The organism is Candidatus Pantoea bituminis (assembly GCF_018842675.1).
Lineage (GTDB): Bacteria > Pseudomonadota > Gammaproteobacteria > Enterobacterales > Enterobacteriaceae > Pantoea > Pantoea phytostimulans.
On record NZ_JAGTWO010000004.1, the window covers coordinates 3,945,035 to 3,968,243 of the forward strand.

The window sequence follows — 23,209 nt, forward strand, 5'->3', positions numbered from 1 at the left end:
TCAGGCCAACTCGGTATACTGCTGAGTGATTTTTTTGACGTCGTAATGTTCCAAAGAAGATTCATTGATATGCGGCAAATGGTGGTAAATCTCCACCATCTTGTCCGCCAAAGCCTGCGCATCAATTGGCGTCAATAAATCAGCCATGCCCGCTTTAACCAAAATCTCTTCGGGACCACCGGGACAGCGAGTACTGATCACTGGCGTTCCGCACATCAGTGATTCCACAATCACATTGCCAAATCCTTCACTGTCCGAGCTCAGAACCATCATGCGGGCATGTTTAATATAAGGAAAAGGGTTTTCCTTGAAGCCTAAGAACAACACGCGATCGGCAATGTTTAACGCTTCAGCCAAGCTTTTGGCTGCCTGAATACGCTCTTCGGTGCCGGTTCCCAGTAAAACCAGTTTGCATGGCAGGCCTGACTTAGCAAATGCGTGGAGAAGGCGATCTTGTCGTTTTTGCGGGTGGATGCGTGCCACGTTGATGATGTAATCGGTACCGGCCAAATCACACGGTTCACTGGCCCGCTGGCGAAGCGTAGCGCTGTCAAAAGGATTGTTAATGACCGCTGTTTTGGCGGGTGTTACGCCCATCACGTCAATCAGATCATCAAGTACCGCCTGGGAAACAGCAGTGATATTTTTGCCCTGATAAATTTTCGCCATCTTGTTTCTTTTCAACGTGTAATTCAGGCCCTTGCGGTGCCCAAGATAAGTTGATGAGAGAACGCCATGAATGCAATACCACAGTCGAGCGGGATCGATAGCTTTACAGCGCGCAACGATGCGATCGGTTTTATGTAGATTGGAGATAATCAGGTCAAACTTACCGTTGGCGGCTTCGTCCTTGCTTAGCACCTGGTCCAGCTTTTTGGCTCGACGAGACAGCTCAGTGAGCTTACGCCATGGCGCCTTGCTGTGTTGCGTCACCACTTTATAGGCTACGCCTTCGGGGAGTTTATATGCGCAAACCTCGGCTAAAGAATAGAGGCTGACGTCATGGCCCATCTGCTGCATACACTCGCTTAGGGTCAGTACGACTTTTTCAGCGCCGCCGCCAGGCAAGCCATCAATGATCATCAAAATGCGCATATCACGTCCAAAACTTCGGTAAAATTAAGCGCCAGTTATACCTTTTCGCTGGCGCTGGCGCTATCCCGAAACGACCTTTAGCCTCGCGTTAATCCCAGTTCAGGATGACTTTTCCTGAGCGTCCTGAGCGCATTTCATCAAAGCCCTGTTGGAAATCATCAATGTGATAGCGATGCGTAATGATCGGGGTGAGATCGAGTCCTGACTGAATCAGCGCGGCCATTTTGTACCAGGTTTCAAACATCTCGCGGCCATAAATACCCTTGATGAATAATCCTTTGAAAATCACCTGATTCCAGTCGATAGCCATTTCACCGGGCGGAATGCCTAACAGCGCAATGCGTCCGCCGTGGTTCATCACTTCTAGCAAACTGCGGAAAGCGGGCGGCGCACCTGACATCTCTAATCCGACGTCGAAACCTTCCGTCATGCCCAGCGAGTGCATCACATCATGGAGATCTTCCTGTGCCACGTTAACTGCTCGCGTTACGCCCATGTTGCGGGCCAGCTCAAGCCGATAATCATTAATATCGGTGATCACCACATTGCGCGCACCCACATGGCGGCAAACGGCTGCGGCCATAATACCAATTGGCCCGGCACCACTGATCAAAACATCTTCACCAACCAGATCAAAGGAGAGCGCGGTATGCACTGCGTTACCAAAAGGATCAAATATCGCTGCTAATTCGTCAGAGATGTTTTCAGGAATTTTGAAGGCGTTATACGCAGGAATCACCAAATACTCGGCAAAACAGCCCTGGCGGTTTACGCCAACACCGACGGTATTGCGGCATAAATGCGTACGTCCGGCGCGACAATTGCGGCAATGGCCGCAGGTAATATGCCCTTCGCCTGAAACACGATCGCCAATAGTGAAGCCTTTCACTTCCTGACCAATAGCAACGACTTCACCCACATATTCGTGGCCGGTAATCATCGGGACCGGAATGGTTTTCTGTGACCAGTCGTCCCAGTTGTAGATGTGTACATCGGTGCCGCAAATAGCCGTTTTACGAATTTTGATCAGCAGATCGTTATGACCTGGCTCAGGAATCGGCGCATCCGTCACCATCCAAATACCGGGCTCTTTTTTCAGTTTAGCGAGTGCTTTCATCGGCGGTTCCTCTGGCAATGACGCCAAGTTGTTGACCGATGCGGGTAAAAGCGGCCACCGCGCGTTCGAGTTGCTCTTGCGTATGCGCCGCAGAGATCTGGGTGCGAATGCGCGCCTGACCTTTTGGCACCACCGGATAAAAGAAGCCGGTAACGTAAATACCTTCCAGCTGGAGCAAACGGGCAAATTCCTGCGCCACATTCGCATCACCCAGCATGACTGGAATGATGGCATGATCGGCGCCAGCCAGAGTAAATCCGGCGGCTGTCATCTGTTGACGGAAATAGCGGGCATTATCCCATAAGCGCTGACGCAGGCCATCACCTTCGCTGAGTAACTCCAGCACGCGAAGCGAGGCAGCGACAATGGCGGGTGCCAGGGAATTAGAAAAGAGATAAGGACGTGAGCGCTGGCGCAACCATTCAATCACTTCCGCTTTAGCAGCGGTATAACCGCCCGATGCGCCACCCAGCGCTTTGCCTAAGGTGCCAGTAATAATGTCGACGCGGCCCATGACATCGCAATATTCGTGCGTGCCGCGCCCGGCGTTGCCAACAAATCCCACTGCATGAGAATCATCAACCATCACCAGCGCAGAAAATTCGTCAGCCAGATCGCAAATGGCCTTTAAATTAGCGATGACGCCATCCATCGAGAACACGCCATCGGTGGCAATCAGAATATGACGCGCACCTTTATCGCGTGCTTGCTGTAAACAGGCGCGCAGTTCTTGCATGTCATTGTTAGCGTAGCGATAACGTTGTGCTTTACACAGCCGCACGCCATCAATAATCGAGGCATGGTTTAGCGCATCAGAAATAATGGCATCGTCTGCATCCAGTAAGGTTTCGAACAGGCCGCCGTTAGCATCAAAACAAGATGAATAGAGAATGGCATCTTCCATGCCGAGAAATTCAGCCAGACTTTTTCCAGCTGCTTGTGGGCATCTTGCGTACCGCAGATGAAGCGCACCGAAGCCATGCCGAAGCCGTGAGAATCCATGCCGTCTTTGGCGGCCTGAATCAGGGCGGGATGATTGGCTAAGCCTAAATAATTATTGGCACAGAAATTTATGACGTGATTGCCGTCCCCAACTTCAATATCGGCTTGTTGGGCAGACGTAATAATGCGTTCTTGTTTAAACAACCCTTCCTGACGCGCCGTATCCAGTTGCTGACGTAATTGTTGATAAAATTGCGCTGGCATCATTGCTCTCCTCAGATGGCGGAAATTTGGCACATCTTACTGAGCAGAGAGTCCAATCGCGATAAATCGCCCAACAGAATGTCAATTTTGCAGCATAGTTCACGCCTCGGCGCGTGAAGTACAAATGGTTACAGAGTCATCTGGCTGTCTGCACCTTGATGAAATGTTATGATAATAGTCATTAGCGTGTGGAACCTCCTGTTTCACCCCATAACTTCGAAGGTATTAACATGATTATCGTAACTGGCGGCGCAGGAATGATTGGCAGCAACATCGTCAAGGCGCTGAACGATCGCGGTCACACCGACATTTTGGTGGTGGATAATCTGAAAGACGGCACCAAATTTGCGAATCTGGTCGATTTGGATATCAGCGATTACATGGACAAAGAAGAGTTTCTGATTAGCCTGATGGCTGGTGATGATCTCGGTCCAATCGAAGCGATATTCCATGAAGGTGCCTGCTCTGCCACCACCGAATGGGATGGCAAATACATGATGGATAATAACTATCAGTATTCGAAAGAGCTGCTGCACTTCTGCCTTGAGCGTGAAATCCCGTTTCTTTATGCCTCATCTGCTGCGACTTACGGCGGACGCAACGAAAACTTTATTGAAGAGCGTCAATATGAGCAGCCACTGAACGTTTATGGCTACTCAAAAATGTTGTTCGATCACTACGTGCGTCAGATTCTGCCAGAAGCTAATTCGCCTGTTTGTGGATTCCGTTATTTCAACGTGTATGGCCCGCGTGAAGGGCACAAAGGCAGCATGGCCAGCGTAGCTTTCCATCTTAATACGCAGATCAGCAACGATGAAAATCCAAAACTGTTTGAAGGCAGCGATGGCTTCAAACGCGATTTCATTCACGTTGATGATGTTGCCGCTGTGAACCTGTGGTGTTGGGAGAATGGCGTTTCGGGAATCTATAACTGTGGTACTGGTCGTGCTGAATCTTTCCAGGAAGTGGCTGATGCTGTGCTGAAATTCCATGAAAAAGGTCAGATTGAGTACATTCCGTTCCCGGAAAAACTCAAAGGACGTTATCAGGCCTACACACAAGCCGATCTCACTAATCTGCGCGCGACAGGCTATGACAAACCGTTTAAAACCGTGGCGCAAGGTGTGGCTGAATACATGGTTTGGCTGAACCGTAACGCGTAAAGGAACCTGCACCGGCAATGAAAATTCTGGTTATCGGCCCATCTTGGGTCGGCGATATGATGATGTCGCAAAGTCTCTATCGTACGCTCAAGGCCGAGCATCCTGATGCCGTGATTGACGTGATGGCACCCGCATGGTGCCGTCCGCTGTTGTCACGCATGCCGGAAGTGAATCAGGCGCTGGCGATGCCGCTTGGACATGGCGCGCTGGAAATCGGCGAGCGACGTCGATTGGGCAAGTCGCTGCGCGGTAGCCATTATGATCGCGCCTATGTGCTGCCTAACTCCTTTAAATCTGCGTTGGTGCCGTTCTTTGCAGGAATTAAACGTCGCGTTGGTTGGCGTGGGGAAATGCGTTACGGCCTGCTAAATGATCTGCGTAAGCTGGACAAAGCGGCTTTTCCGTTGATGGTCGAACGCTATGTTGCGCTGGGCTATGACACGCCAGTCAGTTCAGCAAAACAGCTGCCGCAGCCTTTGTTGTGGCCGCAGTTGCAGGTTGAAGATCAGGAAAAATTGAAACGGCAGCGCAGTTTCAGCTTTCTGCCGATCGTCCTATTGTGGGCTTCTGCCCTGGCGCTGAGTTTGGTCCAGCTAAACGTTGGCCGCACTACCATTATGCCGCGTTGGCGCAGCAACTCATCGCTGAAGGCTATCAAGTGGTGCTGTTCGGCTCGGCAAAAGATCGTCCTACCGGTGAAGAGATCATTGCGGCATTACCTGACGAAGCTCGTTCCCATTGCCGTAATTTGTCCGGCGATACGTCGCTGGAACAAGCAGTGATTCTGCTGGCGCATTGCCGTGCAGTAGTCAGTAATGACTCTGGTTTGATGCACATCGCCGCTGCACTAAACCGGCCGTTAGTGGCGTTGTATGGACCGAGCAGCCCAGACTTCACACCACCGCTCGCCAGGCAAGCGCGGGTGATTCGCCTGATTACGGGCTATCACAAAGTACGTAAAGGCGACGCAGAGCAGGGTTATCATCAAAGCATGATCGACATTCAACCAGTTCGCGTTCATCAGGAATTAAATGCGTTATTGAATAGCGAGCAGGAGATGTCATGCACGTCCTGATTGTTAAAACCTCTTCAATGGGCGATGTGTTGCACACATTGCCCGCGCTAACGGATGCGATGCACGCCATTCCTGGCATTCGTTTCGATTGGGCGGTGGAAGAGAACTTTGCTCAGATTCCAGGCTGGCATCCAGCGGTAGATAAAGTGCTGCCGGTGGCAATTCGCCGCTGGCGTAAACACTGGTTTGGGAGTCAACAGCGTGAAGAGCGCGTGTTGTTCAAGCGAGAATTGCAGTCACGTCAGTACGATATTGTGATTGATGCACAAGGGCTGATTAAAAGTGCTGCGCTGGTTACACGCCTGTCAAAAGGTGTAAAACATGGTCAGGATAGTCGCAGCGCGCGTGAACCTTTCGCCAGCTGGTGGTACGACATACGCCATGAAGTGAGTAAGAAGCAGCACGCTGTTGAGCGTACGCGAGAACTTTTTGCTAAAAGTCTTGGTTACGAAAAGCCACAGACGCAGGGCGATTATGCTATTGCCGGTCATTTCTCGACGATCGCGACAGAAGATGCCGCTCCTTATTTAATCTTTCTGCATGCCACCACACGTGATAATAAACACTGGCCGGAAGATCACTGGCGTGGATTGATTGAGCTGGTTCAGCCAATGGGTTTACGCGTGAAATTGCCTTGGGGCGCCGAGCATGAACATCAGCGGGCACAGCGTTTGGCGGAAGGATTCGAGTATGTTGAAGTCTTACCGAAGCTATCGCTGGAAGCCGTAGCGCAACAGCTGGCTGGCGCGTGTGCAGTGGTATCCGTAGATACCGGTTTAAGTCATCTTACCGCTGCGCTTGATCGCCCTAATATCACTTTATATGGCCCAACCGATCCGGGGTTAATTGGTGGTTATGGCAAGAATCAATACAGCATGAAGGCTGAGGATAATAATCTTAACTCAATTATTAGCCGTGACGTTTTTGCCAAACTAACGTCAATTCTTAACAAGATAAGATAAAATATTTTTAGAAAAACATCCCCAGCCCATGTATTAATTATGAGCTGGGGATAATTATTTGCACTTCAAAATAATATATTTTTTTGATACTCAATTTAATTAACGGGCTGATAAAAAACTTAAATAATGGCGTCTTGCATAATATATCATTCATTCTATTTCTGTTTGCATCAGACAATTGATCATTGTGCTTATACAGTAATTGTATAATGTGAGAGGCGGTTAAATAACGCCACTTATCCCCAAGCTCAGCATCCATTATGGTCAATGCTTGCGCCCTTAAATTCACCTTCGCACAGGTTAATTTATTAGATAGGCTATGCGCATATTTAATATAGAGATAAAAAGGTGCTTCATTATAGAGAGTTTTTTCTGATTTACTGAGCAAAGTCGGAAGAAGAGCAATATCTTCATAACAAGTGAATTCGGGGAAAGGATAAGCCTCTAGCAGCGTTTTCTTTATTATTTTTCCAATAAAATGACCTTGGAATTTCTTGTGCACCAAAAATTCGCGAATAGCGACATCGGATTCAAGTTTTTTGGGCGACTGCCATTTCCAACCAGAAAGCGCAGGGGGCATTCCTCGGACTTCTTGCAATGGAGTTACCAATATATCAAATTCATTCTGCTCAATAAAAGAAACTAATTGGGCGAGAGCGTTGCTGTATAAAAGGTCATCACCATCAACCATGGTAATATATTTACCATTACAGAGACTGACAGCAAAGTTTCTCACTTTACCGATGTTTTTAAATTCTGTCCTGTAATAAAAGCAATGGTTATTTTTACTGGCGACATCTTGCAAAAGCACGCTTGTCTGATCGGTTGAAGCATCATCGATCATGATAATTTCACAATGTGAAATTTTATCGGCTAATGAATGGAAAACACTCTCCATATTTTGCATGATATAATTTTGCAAATTATGAGCTGTTACCACAACAGACAAAATCTTTTTCTTCATTATTACACCAAATTGAACACTCTTTAAGAAAGCAGTATCTTCTTTACGATATGTAGGTTTACCTTACATCTTCTTATTTATCATTAAGATGTAAGGTCTATGCCTTAAAGCGATTTATTCAATCGCTTCCTTTCACCCTGCCAAAGTATAGTCAGAAGCATGATAACTGGGAAAAATATCGTTTGATCGCGACTTATAAAGATCACATCAGTCAATCCAGTAATAAGAATAAGTATCATTACAGATAAAAGCGCCGGATTGTGGTAGCGCCAACTCACCATGATGTTAATAAAATAATAAAATAATAAAACGATTACGCCTAATATGCCTTGTAGACTTGCCGTTTCAATCACTTCGTTATGAAGGTGCACATCTACATAAGCGAGAGAAGATTTATCACGTTGGGTATTATCGACGTAATTTTGAAACCATTGTTTGCGTTCCTGCTGGCTCATACCAAAAAAATTGGAAGAAAAACACTGAATACCCACTTTCCACATGGCGAGACGTGTTGTCAGTGAACCCATATCATTGCCCTGAGATTGCTCAAAAATTTGATATTCCTGATAGGTTGCATCAATACGAGGCTTAATAACTTTAGTATAACTTGCGCCAATCAATAGCGTGATGGTGCATAATGTCAGTACGAAGCTTTTCCAACCTAAATGACGGAATTTAAGTAAACCAATGAGCAATAAAGTGACGGGAAAACTCACCATCGTATTTCGAGTGCCGGTTGCGAACAAAACTAAGTACGCAACAATAAAAATCACGAATATTGAAAAATAGTGAAAGCGACGTTGAGCATCTTGCAAGAAAATGAAAATAACAGCAGAAGCCAGCGCACTATACATATAAGCAGCACCTGTTGCCCTGCTTTGGAAGAAATCAACGCGGGGGATATTGTGCATGACCTGCCAAATCCCAACGACCGAAGCAGTTATAAAGGAAATGAGCAATCCATATTTTATGCTTTTAATATTTTTTGGCGTTAAAAACCTTTTATGTCCAAGGAAGAAAAGTGCGATTACCGCAGCAATCATTAGTCTTTTCCCGCTTGCCAGATAAGAATTGTAGATATCGAAGTCGTCTTGACCGATGTATTCGATGGCAAACCATAAAACTTTGCTCAATCCCAATAGGAAAAGCGCTGAAATAAATAATTTCTCAGACTTGGTTAATGTGAACTTTCTGAAACAAAGCCCAATAATCGTCAAATAAGATGTGATAAAGAACGCAATGCGAGCAAATTTTAAATCATAAAATGTAAATAATATAGAAAAACAAACAATAATAAGTGATGAATTAAAAATCCATCTTAATTTATCTTCAGTTGTCGAATTCAAGATCATTCGTGTACTTTTGCCTCTGGTAAAGTTTCTGCTCTAATCTTATTAAGTATAAATTCTGCCGTTTCTGCTACGCGCTCTGGTTTAATGACATCCATTACATGTGCCAGATCAGCATGAGATTTTTTGCGACTAATATAGATTAAATGATGCAGATCAGGATTTTGAAATGCTCCGGTTGCATAGGGATTAGCCGTGACAAATAAACCCAGCGTCGGAGTATTAAGCGTAACAGCAATATGTAATGGGCCAGTATCTCCCGTTACGAGTAAATCCATGTTATTAATTATCCGACATAATTGAGGTAAGCTGGTGTCTCCAACTTCATTAACGATACGCGCATGTAGATTAGCGGGTAATAACCGTAAAAAGGTCTCAGCCCGGCCTTTATCGCCTGGACCGCCAATCAGTACCAGCGTCAAATATTGAAATTGTTTGAGCAATAAAACGGCCAATTGAGAAAAATTTTCTGGCGCCCAACACCTCTCTGGTGTTGATGCGCCAAGTTGAAAGCCAATAACAGGATGGATATTTGCTGTTTTATTCTCTACAGAAAAAGGCAGTTTCATTGTTATATCAGAAACATCACAGCCCAAACCTTCAACAAGCTTGAGTTTTCTCTCAATCACATGACCTTTGAAAGCAATGGTATAATCTGCCAACCATTTATCACGCAACGCTATATCATCCCGATAATTATCCTTTAGAATTAAACGCGAACCGGCAAGAATGGCGCATAAATAATCATAGGGTTCATGTGAATGCAGCAGCAAGGCTATATCAATGGGAGGTTCACCTTTCAGTGAACGAAGCACGCGAGAAATAGTAATAGCTTTGTTATTCCAGAATACTAACTTATTCCAATCGTTGCCTTCTTTAAGAAAGTCTGCATATTTTTCATGCACAACCAGCGTGATTTGAGCATCAGGAAAACGTTTTCTTACGGCTCTGATCGCAGGTGTATTAAAGAGAAAATCGCCCAAAGCGGTCGTCGAAAAGATCAAGATATGCTTGGGGCTTAACGCTTCAGCGTTAAGCGAAGTTTCAACGCGCTTGCGTGACAGAAAAAGGTAACTTTTGATGACCTTATCCAGCAACTTCGCTTTCCAGATTTTACGCATAAAAATGACTCATTTTTAACTTAATAATTCCAAAACTTATTGGACTGTCATGTCGGTTATTTGTTTCCGCATGAAGTGATTTTTACAAGCGGGCGCCTGATGTCGCTAAAAATGAGGCGTTGAGACGACTAAAAATGCCTAATGCATCGGCGTTTGACAAGGCCGATGATGAAAATCCCTTTTCATCCTGCCTCTAGATAAGCGATCTCAAGACTAAAAAAGTGCTTTTACGATTTTGGTAAATTCACTTTGATTGATGCTTTCTCCCACCACGCTTAATGCACGTGTGGCCGGAACAGGCGCTAGCGGCTGCTTAATTTTGCACAAGCCTGGCGGTTGGAAATGAGGTTGCACGGGCTTGGTGATCGGCGGCTTGTTACCTTGTGAAGGCGTGCCACTGTGCAGTGGTTCATTCAATAACTGGCTTGGGCGAACAAGCGTGATATCTGCAGGTAAGGTGGGTAGCATCTGCTGTAAAACCCGCACCGTATTGGGATGTGGATGGCCTATCGCAATGGCGTAGCCATCGCGCTGCGCCAGCTTTACTGCGCGACTAAATTGCTGCCGTATGGCAGTAATATCCTGGCTGTCATCCAGGAAAACACGGCGCTTCAGCACGCGAACCTTGGTGCCTTGCGCGGCCGGTATGGATTGGCTGTTAGCAATCGTCATGCTGTCGAGAAAGTAAAAATTGTAGTGGTTAAGCGTCTGCATCACTTTCTGCATACCAAACAGGCTGGAGGTCATTTTGCTGCCCATATGGTTATTCAGCCCCACCGCATAAGGCACGTTATTCACCGCGTTGCGAATGATTCGCTCAATTTCGGTGCTGCTCATCTCTGGTGTTAACGTATCTTTTTCCAGTGGCTGCTTACTCAGCGGTGCCATCGGCAGGTGAATCAAAACTTCATGACCACTTTGGTGCGCTTTCGTTGCCATGTCGCGCGCATGCGGCGCGTTAGGCAGCACCGCTACTGAAATCTCGGGCGGCATCTGCAACACTTTTTCTCTTCGGCAGGACGATAGCCAAAGTCATCAATGACAATGGCAAGTTTGCCTGCGTGTGCGACGCAGCTAAGCAATAAACCGCTCACAATAGCGGGGAGTTTTCGGAGTTGAAGCAAAACTTATTTTCCTAACCACGGGAGTGGGTTGACGGCCTTTCCTTGACGTCGGATTTCAAAATAGAGCGATGGCGTGCCGCGGCCGCCGCTGGTGCCCACTAAAGCGACAGGCTGTCCTGCCTTCACTTGAGCACCCACACTCACAAGCGCACTCTGGTTGTAGCCATAAAGACTCATATCGCCTTTACCATGCTCAATGACCACCACAAGCCCATAACCTTGCAGCCAGTCAGCCATCAAAACACGGCCATCAGCGATGGCTTTGACTTCCGTTCCTTCCGGTGCGTCGATAACCAGCCCTTTCCAGCGCAGTTCACCTTGCAGTTGCTCACCGAAGCGGTGTTCTACGCGGCCACGAACAGGCCACAATGCTTGTCCACCGGCACGCCCTAAACCGCCGGTGCGCGCCATCAGCTCGCGTTCGCTCTGTGTGGGTTGGTAGTTGGAACCTTTCGATTTAGCCTGCGCCTGACGCTGGCGCACTTTCTCTGCCTCACGCGCTTCTCGTGCCGCTCGTTCACGAGCTTCACGTTCAGCTTTGGCGATTTTGTCTTGCAGACGGCTTTCGTTCTGGCGCATTTCAACCAGGTCAGCTTGATCTTTCTCCAGCGAATTTTCCAGCGCGCTCAAGGTTTTCTTACGCGCAGTACTCGCTTGTTGAAGTTTATCTTGTTGACTCTGCTGCTGTGCGAGCAGTGACTTTTGCTGTTGCTGCTTTTGCTGTAGCGCGTTGCGTTGCTGATCCAGATCCTGACGGGTCTTTTGCAGCTCCTCAATGCTCTGTTGGCGGGCATCGTTGAGATAGCCAAAATAAGCCAAAATGCGCTCGTTGCGTTGGCTCTCTTCTCCACTTAGCAGGAGTTGCACGCCATTGTGCTGGCCTTGTCGAAAGGCGGCATCCAGCTGTTGAGATAACAGCGTTTCTTGCTGCTGTTGTTGCTTTTCCAGACGCGTAATTGAGGCGGCGAGTTGAGTGATTTCGTTATTCAAAGCAGAGAGGCTATTGCGTGTTTCACGCAGTTGACGACTGGCCTGAGCAATCACCTTTTCCTGGCTTTGTAACTGATCGAGCAACTTACTGCGCTGCACTTTTTGCGCTTTGACGATTTTTTCTTTTTCAGCAATATTTTGCTGAATAGATTGCAGTTGCGATTTATTATCGTCAGCACTTTGTGCGGTAACGGGCAACAACAGCGCGCCCGCGCAAAGCAGGCTGAAGGAGAGGGTGGACAAGTGTGTTAACAACGGCAGGTTATCTCCGTTGTGACGGGTCCTTGTGTGTAAAACGGTTGTTTTTCCCTTCATAGGCCAATGATTATTCCACGATGAACAGCCGCTTACCAGTGCGCCGGACCAGCATTTGCTTTTCCAAACATGTCTGTTTTAGACCAAACCCGGCATAAGCGTTACGTCATTTTTGCCATTCGGCGATTTTTTTGGAAAATGATGCACAAATATTAACTCTGACCGCTTAGCGTCTGTACATGCGAAGTGGCGCAGGTATACTCAGAACCCTTGTTTTAGCTTATTAGCCCGGTCTGGAGTCGTTACCCCTCATGCAAGAAATTATGCAGTTTGCAAGCAATCACCCCATCCTGAGTCTGGCATGGGTCGTTTTACTCGTTCTGGTGATTGTGACTACCGTTAAAGGAATGTTCTCTAAGGTAAAAACTATCAGCCGCGGTGAAGCAACCCGCCTGATTAACAAAGAGGACGCGGTAGTTGTAGACGTGCGTTCGCGCGATGATTATCGCAGGGGACACATTTCAGGCGCAGTGAACGTGGCAGCGGCTGAGCTCAAAAAAGGCAATTTAGGTGAACTAGAAAAGCATAAAGCGCAACCCATAATTGTGGTGTGTGCGACAGGACAAAGTGCTGCTGATTCTGCTGCACACCTGAGTGCTGCGGGTTTTACGCAGGTTACTGTATTGAAAGATGGCGTAAGCGGCTGGAGCGGCGAAAATCTGCCGTTAGTACGCGGTAAATAAACTTACTGAGGTGCACACCATGGCGAACATCGAGATTTACACCAAAACAACCTGTCCTTATTGCCACCGGGCAAAGGCGCTGTTAAGTCAAAAAGGCGTAACGTACCAGGAGATTCCCATTGATGGGGACATGGCGAAACGTGAAGAGATGATCAAACGCAGCGGCCGCACCACCGTTCCTCAGATTTTTATTGATGCGCAGCACATTGGCGGCTGCGACGACCTTATCGCGCTCGATTTCCGCGAAGGTTTAGATCCGTTACTGCAGGCGTAGTTTACGCTGAACATTCTAACTCACAGGACTTAGTTACATGTCAGAACACAACACCAACGAAATGCAATTCCAGATTCAACGCGTTTACACCAAAGATATCTCTTTTGAAGCGCCAAATGCGCCGCAGGTTTTCCAGAAAGAGTGGGAACCGGACGTAAAATTGGATCTGGACACTGCATCTTCACAACTGGCTGACGAAGTTTATGAAGTGGTGCTGCGTGTGACCGTGACCGCAACCGTAGGTGAAGAAACGGCTTTCCTGTGCGAAGTTCAGCAGGCCGGTATTTTCACTATCAGCGGCATTGATGGGTCACAGATGGCACATTGTCTGGGCGCATACTGCCCGAACATCCTGTTCCCATATGCCCGTGAATGCATCACCAGCCTGGTTTCACGTGGTACTTTCCCGCAGCTTAACCTGGCGCCGGTTAACTTTGATGCGCTGTTCATGAACTATCTGCAGCAGCAACAAGGTGAAGAAGGCGCTGAACCACATCAGGATGCCTGATGACAAATAACGCTTCGATTAGCGTCATCGGTGCCGGCTCGTACGGCACCGCTTTGGCGATTACCCTGGCCCGCAACGGCCATCCGGTATTGTTGTGGGGACACAACCCTGCGCATCTGGCGCAACTCCAATCTGACCGCTGTAACACCGCTTTCCTGCCCGATGTGCCTTTTCCTGACTTTCTTGCGCTTGAACCCGATCTGGTAAAAACCATTGCTGCCAGTCGCGATCTATTAGTCGTGGTGCCGAGCCATGTTTTTGGCGACGTGCTCACGCAAATCAAACCGCATTTGCGTGATGATTCTCGAATCGTCTGGGCGACCAAAGGTTTGGAAAAGGAAACCGGGCGTTTACTGCAAGATGTAGCACGCGAGATATTGGGCGATGCGATTCCGCTGGCGGTGATTTCGGGTCCAACATTTGCAAAAGAACTGGCGGCAGGATTGCCTACGGCGATTGCGTTGGCCTCTACCGATGCGCAATTCGCTGAAGATTTGCAGCAAAAGCTGCATTGCGGCAAAAGCTTCCGCGTCTATAACAATCCTGATTTCATTGGCGTCCAGTTGGGCGGCGCAGTGAAAAACGTTATCGCGATTGGTGCAGGTATTTCTGATGGTATCGGCTTTGGTGCCAATGCGCGTACGGCCTTAATCACTCGCGGGTTGGCAGAAATGAGCCGCCTGGGAGCGGCATTGGGCGCTGATCCTACCACCTTCATGGGAATGGCAGGATTAGGCGATCTTGTGCTGACCTGTACCGATAATCAGTCACGTAACCGTCGTTTTGGCATGATGCTGGGGCAAGGCGAGGATGTTGACAGTGCGCAACGCATTATCGGACAAGTTGTAGAAGGATACAGAAACACTAAGGAAGTCAAAGCGTTAGCAGCTCGTGTTGGTGTAGAAATGCCGATAACTGAGCAGATTTATCAGGTGCTATATTGCGAAAAACCGGCGCGGGATGCAGCATTGAGTCTGCTGGGGCGTACAAGGAAGGACGAAAACAGCAGCAGCTAAGCAGGGAGCGAAGCGTAATCACCTGTAGCGCCAATTCAGGCGCTTTTTTTATCGGGAGAAAACAGCAATGTCGTCTGATGAGTTAGAACTGGTCTGGAATAATATCAAAGCAGAAGCGCGTGCATTGGCTGATTGTGAGCCCATGCTGGCCAGCTTTTACCATGCGACATTGCTTAAGCATGAGAATCTCGGCAGCGCGCTGAGCTACATGCTGGCAAATAAATTGTCTAACCCCATCATGCCAGCAATCGCTATCCGTGAAATCGTTGAAGAAGCTTATCGCGAAGATCCTTCAATGATTACTTCTGCGGCTTACGATATTCAGGCGGTGCGTCAGCGCGATCCAGCCGTAGACAAATACTCCACGCCGCTGCTCTATCTCAAAGGCTTCCACGCTTTGCAGGCTTATCGCATCGGTCATTGGCTGTGGAAAGAGGGACGACGTGCGCTAGCGGTTTATTTGCAGAATGAAGTTTCAGTCTCATTCGCGGTAGATATCCATCCAGCAGCAAATATTGGCCACGGCATCATGCTCGATCATGCGACCGGTATTGTGATTGGTGAAACGGCAGTGATTGAGAACGATGTGTCGATTCTGCAATCAGTCACGCTTGGGGGAACCGGTAAAACCAGCGGCGATCGCCATCCCAAAATTCGTGAAGGGGTGATGATTGGTGCTGGCGCGAAAATCCTTGGCAATATCGAAATCGGACGTGGCGCAAAAATTGGTGCCGGTTCTGTGGTGTTGCAGCCCGTTCCGCCACATACCACCGCAGCAGGCGTGCCTGCACGCATCGTTGGTAAGCCCGGCAGTGAAAAACCATCAATGGATATGGATCAGCACTTCAATGGCAGTCTGGCGGGCTTCCAGTTTGGCGACGGCATTTAGCCTTTAATCAGCGCGCCAGCATAATCGAGTTGGCGCCACGCTTCGTATACCACCACCGACACTGCGTTCGACAAATTCATGCTGCGGCTTTCTGCCATCATAGGAATGCGGATTTTATGCTGTGCGGGCAGGGCATCCAAAATTCCAGCGGGCAAGCCACGGCTTTCAGGGCCGAAGAGCAAGTAATCTCCCTTCTGATACGCCACAGCGCTGTGTGCAGGCGTTCCTTTGGTCGTTAAGGCAAACAGTCGCTCAGGACTTTCACTGGCTAAAAACGCCTGATAATCGGCGTGCTTCTTGATAGCGGTAAATTCGTGATAGTCGAGTCCGGCACGGCGCAGTCGTTTGTCATCCCAGGTAAAACCCAAGGGTTCAATCAAATGCAACTGGAAGCCTGTGTTTGCACAAAGGCGGATGATATTGCCGGTATTAGGTGGGATTTCTGGTTCAAATAAAACAATGTTTAGCATAAGGCCCCCGATAACGAGGGCCGAAGCATAGCAAATTATTGACGAGCAGAGGAGTAGAGCGGTAACCACATTGTCAGTCGTAAGCCGCCCAGCGGGCTGTCATCAGCTTTTACCCAACCGTGATGTTGCTGGATAGCGGTATCAACGATGGCTAAGCCTAAACCGGTTCCACCCGATTCACGGTCGCGTGCTTCATCAGTGCGATAGAACGGACGGAAAATCTGTTCGCGATCTTCTGCGCTCACGCCAGGGCCATCATCATCAACGTGAACAGTAATCCCTGATATATCCACCGAGAAGCTCACGCTGATCTGAGAATTAGAGTAACGCAATGCGTTACGTACGATGTTCTCAAGCGCGCTTTCCAACGCATGTGGATTGCCATAAAGCGGCCATGGGCCAGGTGGATAAGGAATATCTAATTTTTTGCCCATTTGTTCTGCTTCAAATTTGGCATCTTCCAACACGCCATTCCACAGATGATTGGCTTTCATCGCTTCACTGATTAATGCATTTTTGTGCTGAGTACGCGACAGCACCAGTAAGTCGTTAATCATGCCGTCCAGACGCTGAGCTTCCGTTTCTATACGTTGCAACTCTTTACCTTCGCCATGACGGCGGCGCAATAACGCTGTCGCCAGTTGTAGACGGGTAAGCGGTGTACGTAACTCATGGCTAATATCTGAGAGTAAGCGTTGCTGACCGTTCATCATGCGCTCAAGCGCGCTGATCATTTGGTTGAAGCTGGAGCCCGCTGCCAGAAATTCTTGCGGACCAGATTCCAGTTCCGGATGCTGACGCAAATTGCCACTTGCTACCTCATCTGCTGCGTATTTTAATTTACGCGCCGGACGCGCCAGGCTCCACGCCAGCCACAGCAACAGCGGCGAGCTGATCAGCATAGTGACAATCAATAACAAGAGCGGGCGGTCAAAGAGCAGGTTCACAAAGTCGAGCTGGGAACTGGTAGCAGGACGAATCATATAGAGCTGGTAGTTATCTTCACCATCATGCACGGCGAAGGGTCCCACAAGCTCTACACGACCATACTTCTTCTTCTGCGGATGATCGGCATTATCGGATTGCCCGATAAAATTACGAATCACCTGCATTTCGTTGTGTTGCGCACCAATCACCCGGCCTTCGCTGGTAACCAGCACCAGGCGTTGACCCGGTGGTGCCCATTTCTCTATCGCGCGGAAGAGTCGACGCCACCACATCAGATCATTAGGGGGATCTTGTGATAATTCGACTTCCACATGCTGTTCTATCATCAAGCCTTGCCGCTGTTCACTTTCCATTAGCGAGGTCATCTGACGCGAATCCAGCTTGGGCACCATTAACACCAGCATCAACACCAATGCCAGCGTTAACCAGAAAATGGCGAAGATGCGGGTGGTCAAACTTCCAATCATGATGCCGAAACCATCAGATAGCCGCGTCCCCGTAAAGTTTTAAACCAAGGATGCCCATCGCGGCGCTCAGGCAGTTTGCGACGTAAGTTAGAGATATGCATATCAATGGCACGGTCAAACGGCGTTAAGCGCTTACCCAGCACTTCCTGGCTCAGATGCTCACGTGAAACAACTTGACCAAGATGTTGTGCCAAAAGATAGAGCAGGGTGAACTCTGTGCCGGTGAGATCCAGCGTCTCATCATCGAAGCTGGCCTCCTGACGACCCGGATTCAAACGCAGGCAATCTACCTCTAACGTCGGTGAACTGTTGTCATGCTGTTGCTGCTGTTCGCTCCAGTTGGAACGGCGCAGGATGGCACGAATACGCGCAACCAGCTCACGATCGTTAAACGGCTTCGGTAAGTAATCGTCCGCACCTAATTCCAGGCCCAGCACCCGATCTAACTCGCTGCCGCGTGCGGTCAACATGATCACGGGTGTTTGATATTGCTGACGCAGTTCTTTTAAGGTGTCGATGCCGTTCTTCTTCGGCATCATGACATCGAGCAAAAGTAAATCAATTGAGTTATCGAGCACGTTCAGCGCTTGTTCACCATCGCTGGCCACGACCACTTCAAACCCTTCCATTTCCAACAGTTCTTTTAAAAGCGAAGTTAATTCGCGGTCATCATCTACCAACAGGATTTTATTCATTTTTGTAGCCCTCCGCAGGCAAAATACCGTGTTCCTACAGCACCAATCCATCGCTTTACGTAGTTTTACACCCCCTGACGGATGTTTGCAGCTTTCGCCGTACACTGGCTCTCGTTGAATCGCAAAACGGAACGAACTGGAGTAAACGATGCGCAAAGTAACCGTCGTTGTCCTTGCCTCAGCGTTGGTTATTTATCACGCCAGCGCAGGAGCAGCAGACACCACGACGATTGACGAGATGCATCACAGCGGATTGACGACAGGCAGTATGACGCAAAATCCGCAAAGCCACATGTTCGATGGCATCGAGTTGACTGAACAACAACGGCAACAGATGCGTGACCTGATGCAACAGGCTCGACATGAACGTCCGGCGATAAGTATTGATGATGTTGCAGCCATGCATGACTTGGTGACTGCAGATAAGTTTAACGAAGCGGCCATCCGTGAAAAAGCGGAAAAAATCGCCCAAGTTCAGATTGAACAGCAGGTCGAAATGGCACGAGTACGCAACCAAATGTATCACTTGCTCACACCTGCTCAGCAAGCGACGTTACAGAAGAATTATCAACGTCGGCTTAGCGAAATGCGCGAGTTATCGAATTTGCAGTCAGCGTCATCGCTGCAAGCAGTGAGTAGTACCGGCAGTAACCAGTAACATAGTATCCCTGTTTTCCTTGCCATAGACACCATCCCTGTCTTCCCCGCCATGATGGCGGGGTTTTTTTGCTTAATTTTTGCCATAACTCTCTTACCTGGCGAAATAACTTACTTAACGCTCCTGATAAGCCGTGCGCAAATTCACCTTATTAACATTGCTTTGGCGGTTCGCTTTTTTGCTGTCTTTTTATATTTCAATAAAGCGTAAAAATTAATACCAACTATTCTCTGAAATTTTAAGCCGTTAATAAGTAATGAGTTAGTTGCTATCGCTAACTTTTTTATGTAATAAATACAGTGATTTAACATTCCCTCGCTGCGCTTGCGGCGCAGTGCTCATCTTCTATACTTAATTCCGTTGCAGCAAGGAAGGCGATATACCCCGGGATAACGGAGAGCATCAACCACATCATGTATTCCAAAATGAATCTATTAACGGAGTAAATTATGGCAGAGCATCGTGGTGGTTCAGGTAATTTCGCAGAGAATCCACAGAAAGCATCTGAAGCTGGCAAAAAAGGCGGTCAGAGCAGCGGTGGCGGCGGTAACTTTAAAAACGATCGCGAAAAAGCCTCCGAGGCAGGGAAAAAAGGCGGCAAAAGCAAATAGTCACGCTCGTCGTTAGACCTGACCTTGCCAAATCTGCACTTTAATTTGGCGCTTATGAAAGTAAGCAATCAGCCCCGACCTCTTCCCTGGCCGGGGCATGTTTTATCCACGTTTTTCAAAGAACCACTTCCTCTTCTTTATCTCAGCCATTTTCATCTGCTTAAGCCGGTTTCATGCGTAGCGGCAGCACGAGTGTTAAACTTGAGCGATTGTCCCAGTTTGGGTACACGCCTTCATTGGCGCGCACATGGAGCCTGATATGCAACCCACCTATGCTCGATTAGTTAAACGCGCAGCATTGTCAGCTACTATTCTTGCGACCATCTTATTGATTGTGAAGATATTTGCATGGTGGTACACCGGTTCTGTAAGCCTGTTGGCTGCCTTAGTCGATTCGCTGGTGGATATTGCTGCATCACTGACTAATTTGCTGGTGGTGCGTTATGCGTTACAACCTGCAGATGCCAATCACACCTTTGGTCACGGCAAAGCGGAATCGCTAGCAGCGCTGGCACAAAGCATGTTTATCTCCGGCTCCGCACTTTTTTGTTCCTTACTGGCCTGCAACATCTTGCCTCACCCAATGTCATGCGCGCGCCTATCGTCGGTATTGTTGTCACGGTTGTTGCACTGTTCTCAACCTTAACGTTGGTCGCTTTCCAGCGTTGGGTAGTACGTAAAACACGTAGCCAGGCAATTCGCGCCGATATGCTTCATTATCAATCTGATGTGATTATGAATGGCGCAATTCTGGTGGCCTTGGTGTTGAGCAGCTACGGTTTTGTTCGGGCCGATGCACTCTTTGCCTTGGGGATTGGTGTTTTCATCCTTTATAGCGCCTTGCGTATGGCGAATGATGCCGTTCAGGCACTGCTTGATCGTGCTTTACCGGAGGAAGAAAGACAGCAGATTCTGGCCATCGCCACACATTGGCCTGGCGTTCAGGGTGTACACGATTTACGCACGCGCCAATCCGGGCCGACTAAATTTATTCAACTGCATCTGGAGTTGGAAGATCAGCTGCCGTTAGTGCAGGCGCACCGCGTTGCTGATCAAGTTGAAAAAGCCTTACTGAAGGAATTTCCCGGTTCTGACGTAATAATCCATCAGGATCCTTGTTCTGTGGTACCGTTCGAGCGCCAGGATTCTTTCGGGTTTTAACTAAAATAATCAACTTAGTACGAAAGAAAATGACGTGACGCTAACAATGCTGCAAAAATTAGTGAAAACTTGTCTGACCTGAATCAATTCAGCAGCAAGCCTTTGATATACTATCTGCCATCACGTGTCGCGCTTATCGAAAAATTTAGCTTACCGGCGCTCGACAGGCAGGATTAACCCTTAGTTTTGAACAATCCAGAGGTTGTCATGATCAAAAAAATTGGTGTATTAACCAGCGGCGGCGACGCTCCAGGCATGAACGCAGCCATTCGCGGCGTTGTTCGCTCCGCGCTGAGTGAAGGACTGGAAGTTTTTGGTATCTATGACGGCTATTTGGGTTTGTATGAAGATCGGATGATCAATCTTGACCGCTACAGCGTCTCTGACATGATCAACCGTGGCGGCACCTTCTTGGGGTCGGCGCGTTTCCCGGAATTCCGTAACGACGAAGTTCGCCAAATTGCCATCGAAAACATGAAAAAGCGCGGCATTGATGCGTTAGTGGTGATCGGCGGTGACGGTTCTTATATGGGCGCAAAACGCCTGACTGAAATGGGTTTTCCCTGCATCGGTTTGCCAGGCACTATCGATAACGATGTTGCCGGTACCGATTACACGATCGGTTATTTCACCGCGTTGGAAACTGTTGTAGAAGCAATTGACCGCTTACGTGATACCTCTTCGTCGCACCAGCGCATTTCGATTGTAGAAGTCATGGGACGCCATTGCGGCGATCTGACACTTGCGGCTTCTATTGCTGGCGGTTGTGAATTCATCGTATTGCCTGAAATTCCGTACACGCGTGAAGAGTTGGTAGCGGAAATTAAAGCGGGCATCGCGAAAGGTAAGAAACATGCCATTGTTGCGATCACCGAGCACATCTGTGATATCGACGATCTGGCGCGCTTCATTGAAACGGAAACCAAGCGTGAAACGCGCTCCACTGTGCTTGGCCATATTCAGCGTGGCGGCGCACCTTGTGCTTATGACCGCATTCTGGCGTCACGTATGGGCGCTTTTTCCATTGAACTGCTGATGCAGGGATATGGTGGCCGTTGCGTGGGCATTCAGAATGAAAAATGGTGCATCATGACATTATCGATGCCATTGAAAATATGAAGCGTCCCTTCAAACGTGACTGGTTAGATACCGCTAAACAGCTTTACTAACTTTTTCAGGGCGCGCTGTTAGAGTGCGCCCTGTCATCCTCGCCTTATATTCCCCTAAGTTATATCAGCTGGTTTTTAATTCTTTTAGCTCTGGAATGGTTTATGTCACGCTTATCTCATAACGATATTGGGAGAGTGCGCAATGAACAAGTGGAGTATTGGTTTTACCCTTTTGCTGGCTTCTACCAGCGTATTGGCGAAGGATATTCAGTTATTAAACGTTTCCTACGATCCAACGCGTGAATTGTACGAACAGTACAACAAAGCATTCAGTGCGCACTACAAACAGGAAACGGGTGACAACGTGGTTGTCCGTCAATCGCATGGCGGTTCAGGCAAGCAAGCCACGTCAGTGATCAATGGTATTCGTGCTGATGTCGTCACGCTGGCGCTGCAATCTGATGTGGATGCAATTGCTGAGCGTGGCCGCATCGATAAAAACTGGATCAAGCGTCTACCCGATAATTCTGCGCCTTACACGTCCACCATTGTATTTTTGGTGCGTAAAGACAATCCAAAAGGTATTCATGACTGGAACGACCTGATCAAACCGGGCGTTTCTGTTATCACGCCAAACCCGAAAACATCAGGCGGTGCACGCTGGAACTATCTGGCTGCATGGGGTTGGGCATTAGATCACAATAATGGCGATCAGGCTAAAGCGTTAGCGTACGTAAGAGCCTTGTTTAAGAACGTTGAAGTGCAGGATTCAGGTGCGCGTGGCGCCACTAACACCTTCGTAGAACGTGGCATTGGCGATGTTCTGATTGCCTGGGAAAACGAAGCTTATCTGGCGGTAAACAAACTGGGCAAAGATAAGTTTGAGATCGTCACGCCAAGCGAGTCAATTCTGGCAGAACCTACTGTATCGGTCGTCGACAAAGTGGTTGATGAGAAAGATACGCGCAAAGTCGCTGATGAATATTTGAAGTATCTCTATTCCCCAGAAGGCCAGACCATCGCGGCGCAGAATTATTACCGCCCACGCGATGCTGAAGTTGCGAAGAAATTTGCCAGCAGCTTTGCTCCAGTGAAACTTTTCACTATCGACGACAAGTTTGGTGGCTGGACAAAAGCACAGAAAACGCATTTCACTGACGGCGGTACTTACGATCAGGTGATGAAGCCTGAATAACGTCTGTTAGTTCAGTTAAACCCCGAAAGCGGAAGTTCTGCGAG

General features: G+C 48.3%; 19 protein-coding genes and 5 pseudogenes. 13 read left to right on the forward strand and 11 right to left on the reverse strand.

From position 1 onward, the window contains the following. The 3 genes and pseudogenes from KQP84_RS22230 to KQP84_RS22240 all read right to left on the reverse strand — a co-directional run bounded on the left by KQP84_RS22230 (position 1) and on the right by KQP84_RS22240 (position 3,418). On the reverse strand, positions 1-1,095 hold the full coding sequence (locus tag KQP84_RS22230) for a glycosyltransferase (protein WP_215848155.1): 1,095 nt from the start codon (positions 1,093-1,095) through the stop codon (positions 1-3). Between the two features lie 88 nt (positions 1,096-1,183). After that, positions 1,184-2,212 carry an L-threonine 3-dehydrogenase gene (gene tdh / locus KQP84_RS22235; RefSeq protein WP_215848156.1) on the reverse strand — a complete coding sequence of 343 codons (1,029 nt, stop codon included), beginning with the start codon at positions 2,210-2,212 and terminating at the stop codon, positions 1,184-1,186. Then, positions 2,196-3,418: pseudogene (locus KQP84_RS22240) on the reverse strand (glycine C-acetyltransferase). The gene tdh and the pseudogene KQP84_RS22240 overlap by 17 nt, the downstream one beginning before the upstream one ends. A 230-nt stretch (positions 3,419-3,648) precedes the next feature. On the opposite strand from KQP84_RS22240, the gene rfaD reads away from it, so the two are divergent. The 3 genes and pseudogenes from rfaD to rfaC all read left to right on the forward strand — a co-directional run bounded on the left by rfaD (position 3,649) and on the right by rfaC (position 6,618). After that, positions 3,649-4,581, forward strand: coding sequence for an ADP-glyceromanno-heptose 6-epimerase (gene rfaD, locus KQP84_RS22245; RefSeq protein ID WP_215848157.1), 933 nt, complete (start codon positions 3,649-3,651; stop codon positions 4,579-4,581). A gap of 17 nt (positions 4,582-4,598) precedes the next feature. Further along, positions 4,599-5,656 (forward strand): annotated as a pseudogene (gene rfaF / locus KQP84_RS22250) (ADP-heptose--LPS heptosyltransferase RfaF). Further along, positions 5,644-6,618, forward strand: coding sequence for a lipopolysaccharide heptosyltransferase RfaC (gene rfaC, locus KQP84_RS22255; RefSeq protein WP_215848158.1), 975 nt, complete (start codon positions 5,644-5,646; stop codon positions 6,616-6,618). The pseudogene rfaF and the gene rfaC overlap by 13 nt, the downstream one beginning before the upstream one ends. A gap of 37 nt (positions 6,619-6,655) precedes the next feature. On the opposite strand, the gene KQP84_RS22260 is transcribed toward rfaC, so the two are convergent. From KQP84_RS22260 to envC, 5 genes and pseudogenes are all read right to left on the reverse strand, one after another. Beyond that, entirely contained in the window at positions 6,656-7,582 is a 927-nt protein-coding gene (locus KQP84_RS22260) for a glycosyltransferase family 2 protein (protein WP_215848159.1), read from the reverse strand. Positions 7,583-7,686: 104 nt separating this feature from the next. After that, positions 7,687-8,928, reverse strand: a complete 1,242-nt coding sequence (locus tag KQP84_RS22265; RefSeq protein WP_215848160.1) for an O-antigen ligase family protein — start codon at positions 8,926-8,928, stop codon at positions 7,687-7,689. Positions 8,929-8,930: 2 nt separating this feature from the next. Continuing rightward, on the reverse strand, positions 8,931-10,052 hold the full coding sequence (locus KQP84_RS22270; RefSeq protein ID WP_215848161.1) for a glycosyltransferase family 9 protein: 1,122 nt from the start codon (positions 10,050-10,052) through the stop codon (positions 8,931-8,933). Positions 10,053-10,265: 213 nt separating this feature from the next. Continuing rightward, positions 10,266-11,176: pseudogene (locus tag KQP84_RS22275) on the reverse strand (divergent polysaccharide deacetylase family protein). 3 nt (positions 11,177-11,179) lie between these two features. Further along, complete coding sequence (gene envC / locus KQP84_RS22280; protein ID WP_215848162.1) at positions 11,180-12,481, reverse strand: murein hydrolase activator EnvC; 1,302 nt, start codon at positions 12,479-12,481, stop codon at positions 11,180-11,182. Positions 12,482-12,732: 251 nt separating this feature from the next. Between envC and KQP84_RS22285 the strand changes: the two genes are divergently transcribed. The 5 genes from KQP84_RS22285 to cysE all read left to right on the forward strand — a co-directional run bounded on the left by KQP84_RS22285 (position 12,733) and on the right by cysE (position 15,851). Further along, entirely contained in the window at positions 12,733-13,164 is a 432-nt protein-coding gene (locus KQP84_RS22285; RefSeq protein ID WP_215848163.1) for a rhodanese-like domain-containing protein, read from the forward strand. A gap of 19 nt (positions 13,165-13,183) precedes the next feature. After that, on the forward strand, positions 13,184-13,438 hold the full coding sequence (gene grxC / locus KQP84_RS22290) for a glutaredoxin 3 (protein ID WP_215848164.1): 255 nt from the start codon (positions 13,184-13,186) through the stop codon (positions 13,436-13,438). 37 nt (positions 13,439-13,475) lie between these two features. Next, the gene (gene secB, locus KQP84_RS22295) at positions 13,476-13,946 is read left to right on the forward strand and encodes a protein-export chaperone SecB (RefSeq protein WP_215848165.1); all 471 of its coding nucleotides are present in this window, start codon (positions 13,476-13,478) and stop codon (positions 13,944-13,946) included. Next, positions 13,946-14,962, forward strand: coding sequence for an NAD(P)H-dependent glycerol-3-phosphate dehydrogenase (gene gpsA / locus KQP84_RS22300; protein ID WP_215848166.1), 1,017 nt, complete (start codon positions 13,946-13,948; stop codon positions 14,960-14,962). Before secB ends, gpsA begins: the two co-directional genes overlap by 1 nt. A gap of 67 nt (positions 14,963-15,029) precedes the next feature. Then, positions 15,030-15,851 (forward strand): serine O-acetyltransferase, encoded by an 822-nt coding sequence (cysE, locus tag KQP84_RS22305; RefSeq protein ID WP_215848167.1) that lies wholly within the window; start codon positions 15,030-15,032, stop codon positions 15,849-15,851. Here cysE and trmL read toward each other — a convergent pair. From trmL to cpxR, 3 genes are read right to left on the reverse strand one after another with little or no spacing between them, the layout of a single operon-like run. Then, a complete protein-coding gene (gene trmL, locus KQP84_RS22310; protein ID WP_215848168.1) occupies positions 15,848-16,321 on the reverse strand; it encodes a tRNA (uridine(34)/cytosine(34)/5-carboxymethylaminomethyluridine(34)-2'-O)-methyltransferase TrmL in 474 nt (157 codons plus the stop codon). The two genes, cysE and trmL, sit on opposite strands and share 4 nt — an antisense overlap. Positions 16,322-16,356: 35 nt before the next feature. After that, the gene (gene cpxA, locus KQP84_RS22315) at positions 16,357-17,736 is read right to left on the reverse strand and encodes an envelope stress sensor histidine kinase CpxA (RefSeq protein ID WP_215848169.1); all 1,380 of its coding nucleotides are present in this window, start codon (positions 17,734-17,736) and stop codon (positions 16,357-16,359) included. Then, positions 17,733-18,431 carry an envelope stress response regulator transcription factor CpxR gene (cpxR, locus tag KQP84_RS22320; protein WP_215848170.1) on the reverse strand — a complete coding sequence of 233 codons (699 nt, stop codon included), beginning with the start codon at positions 18,429-18,431 and terminating at the stop codon, positions 17,733-17,735. Before cpxR ends, cpxA begins: the two co-directional genes overlap by 4 nt. 148 nt (positions 18,432-18,579) lie before the next feature. On the opposite strand from cpxR, the gene cpxP reads away from it, so the two are divergent. The 5 genes and pseudogenes from cpxP to KQP84_RS22345 all read left to right on the forward strand — a co-directional run bounded on the left by cpxP (position 18,580) and on the right by KQP84_RS22345 (position 23,165). Beyond that, a complete protein-coding gene (cpxP, locus tag KQP84_RS22325) occupies positions 18,580-19,089 on the forward strand; it encodes a cell-envelope stress modulator CpxP (RefSeq protein WP_215848171.1) in 510 nt (169 codons plus the stop codon). A 449-nt stretch (positions 19,090-19,538) separates the two neighbouring features. Next, on the forward strand, positions 19,539-19,700 hold the full coding sequence (locus KQP84_RS22330) for a con-10 family general stress protein (protein WP_215848172.1): 162 nt from the start codon (positions 19,539-19,541) through the stop codon (positions 19,698-19,700). Positions 19,701-19,959: 259 nt separating this feature from the next. Next, positions 19,960-20,861, forward strand: a pseudogene (gene fieF / locus KQP84_RS22335) (CDF family cation-efflux transporter FieF). A 207-nt stretch (positions 20,862-21,068) separates the two neighbouring features. Continuing rightward, positions 21,069-22,030, forward strand: a pseudogene (gene pfkA, locus KQP84_RS22340) (6-phosphofructokinase). A gap of 142 nt (positions 22,031-22,172) precedes the next feature. After that, the gene (locus KQP84_RS22345) at positions 22,173-23,165 is read left to right on the forward strand and encodes a sulfate ABC transporter substrate-binding protein (RefSeq protein WP_215848173.1); all 993 of its coding nucleotides are present in this window, start codon (positions 22,173-22,175) and stop codon (positions 23,163-23,165) included. Positions 23,166-23,209: the final 44 nt, after the last annotated feature.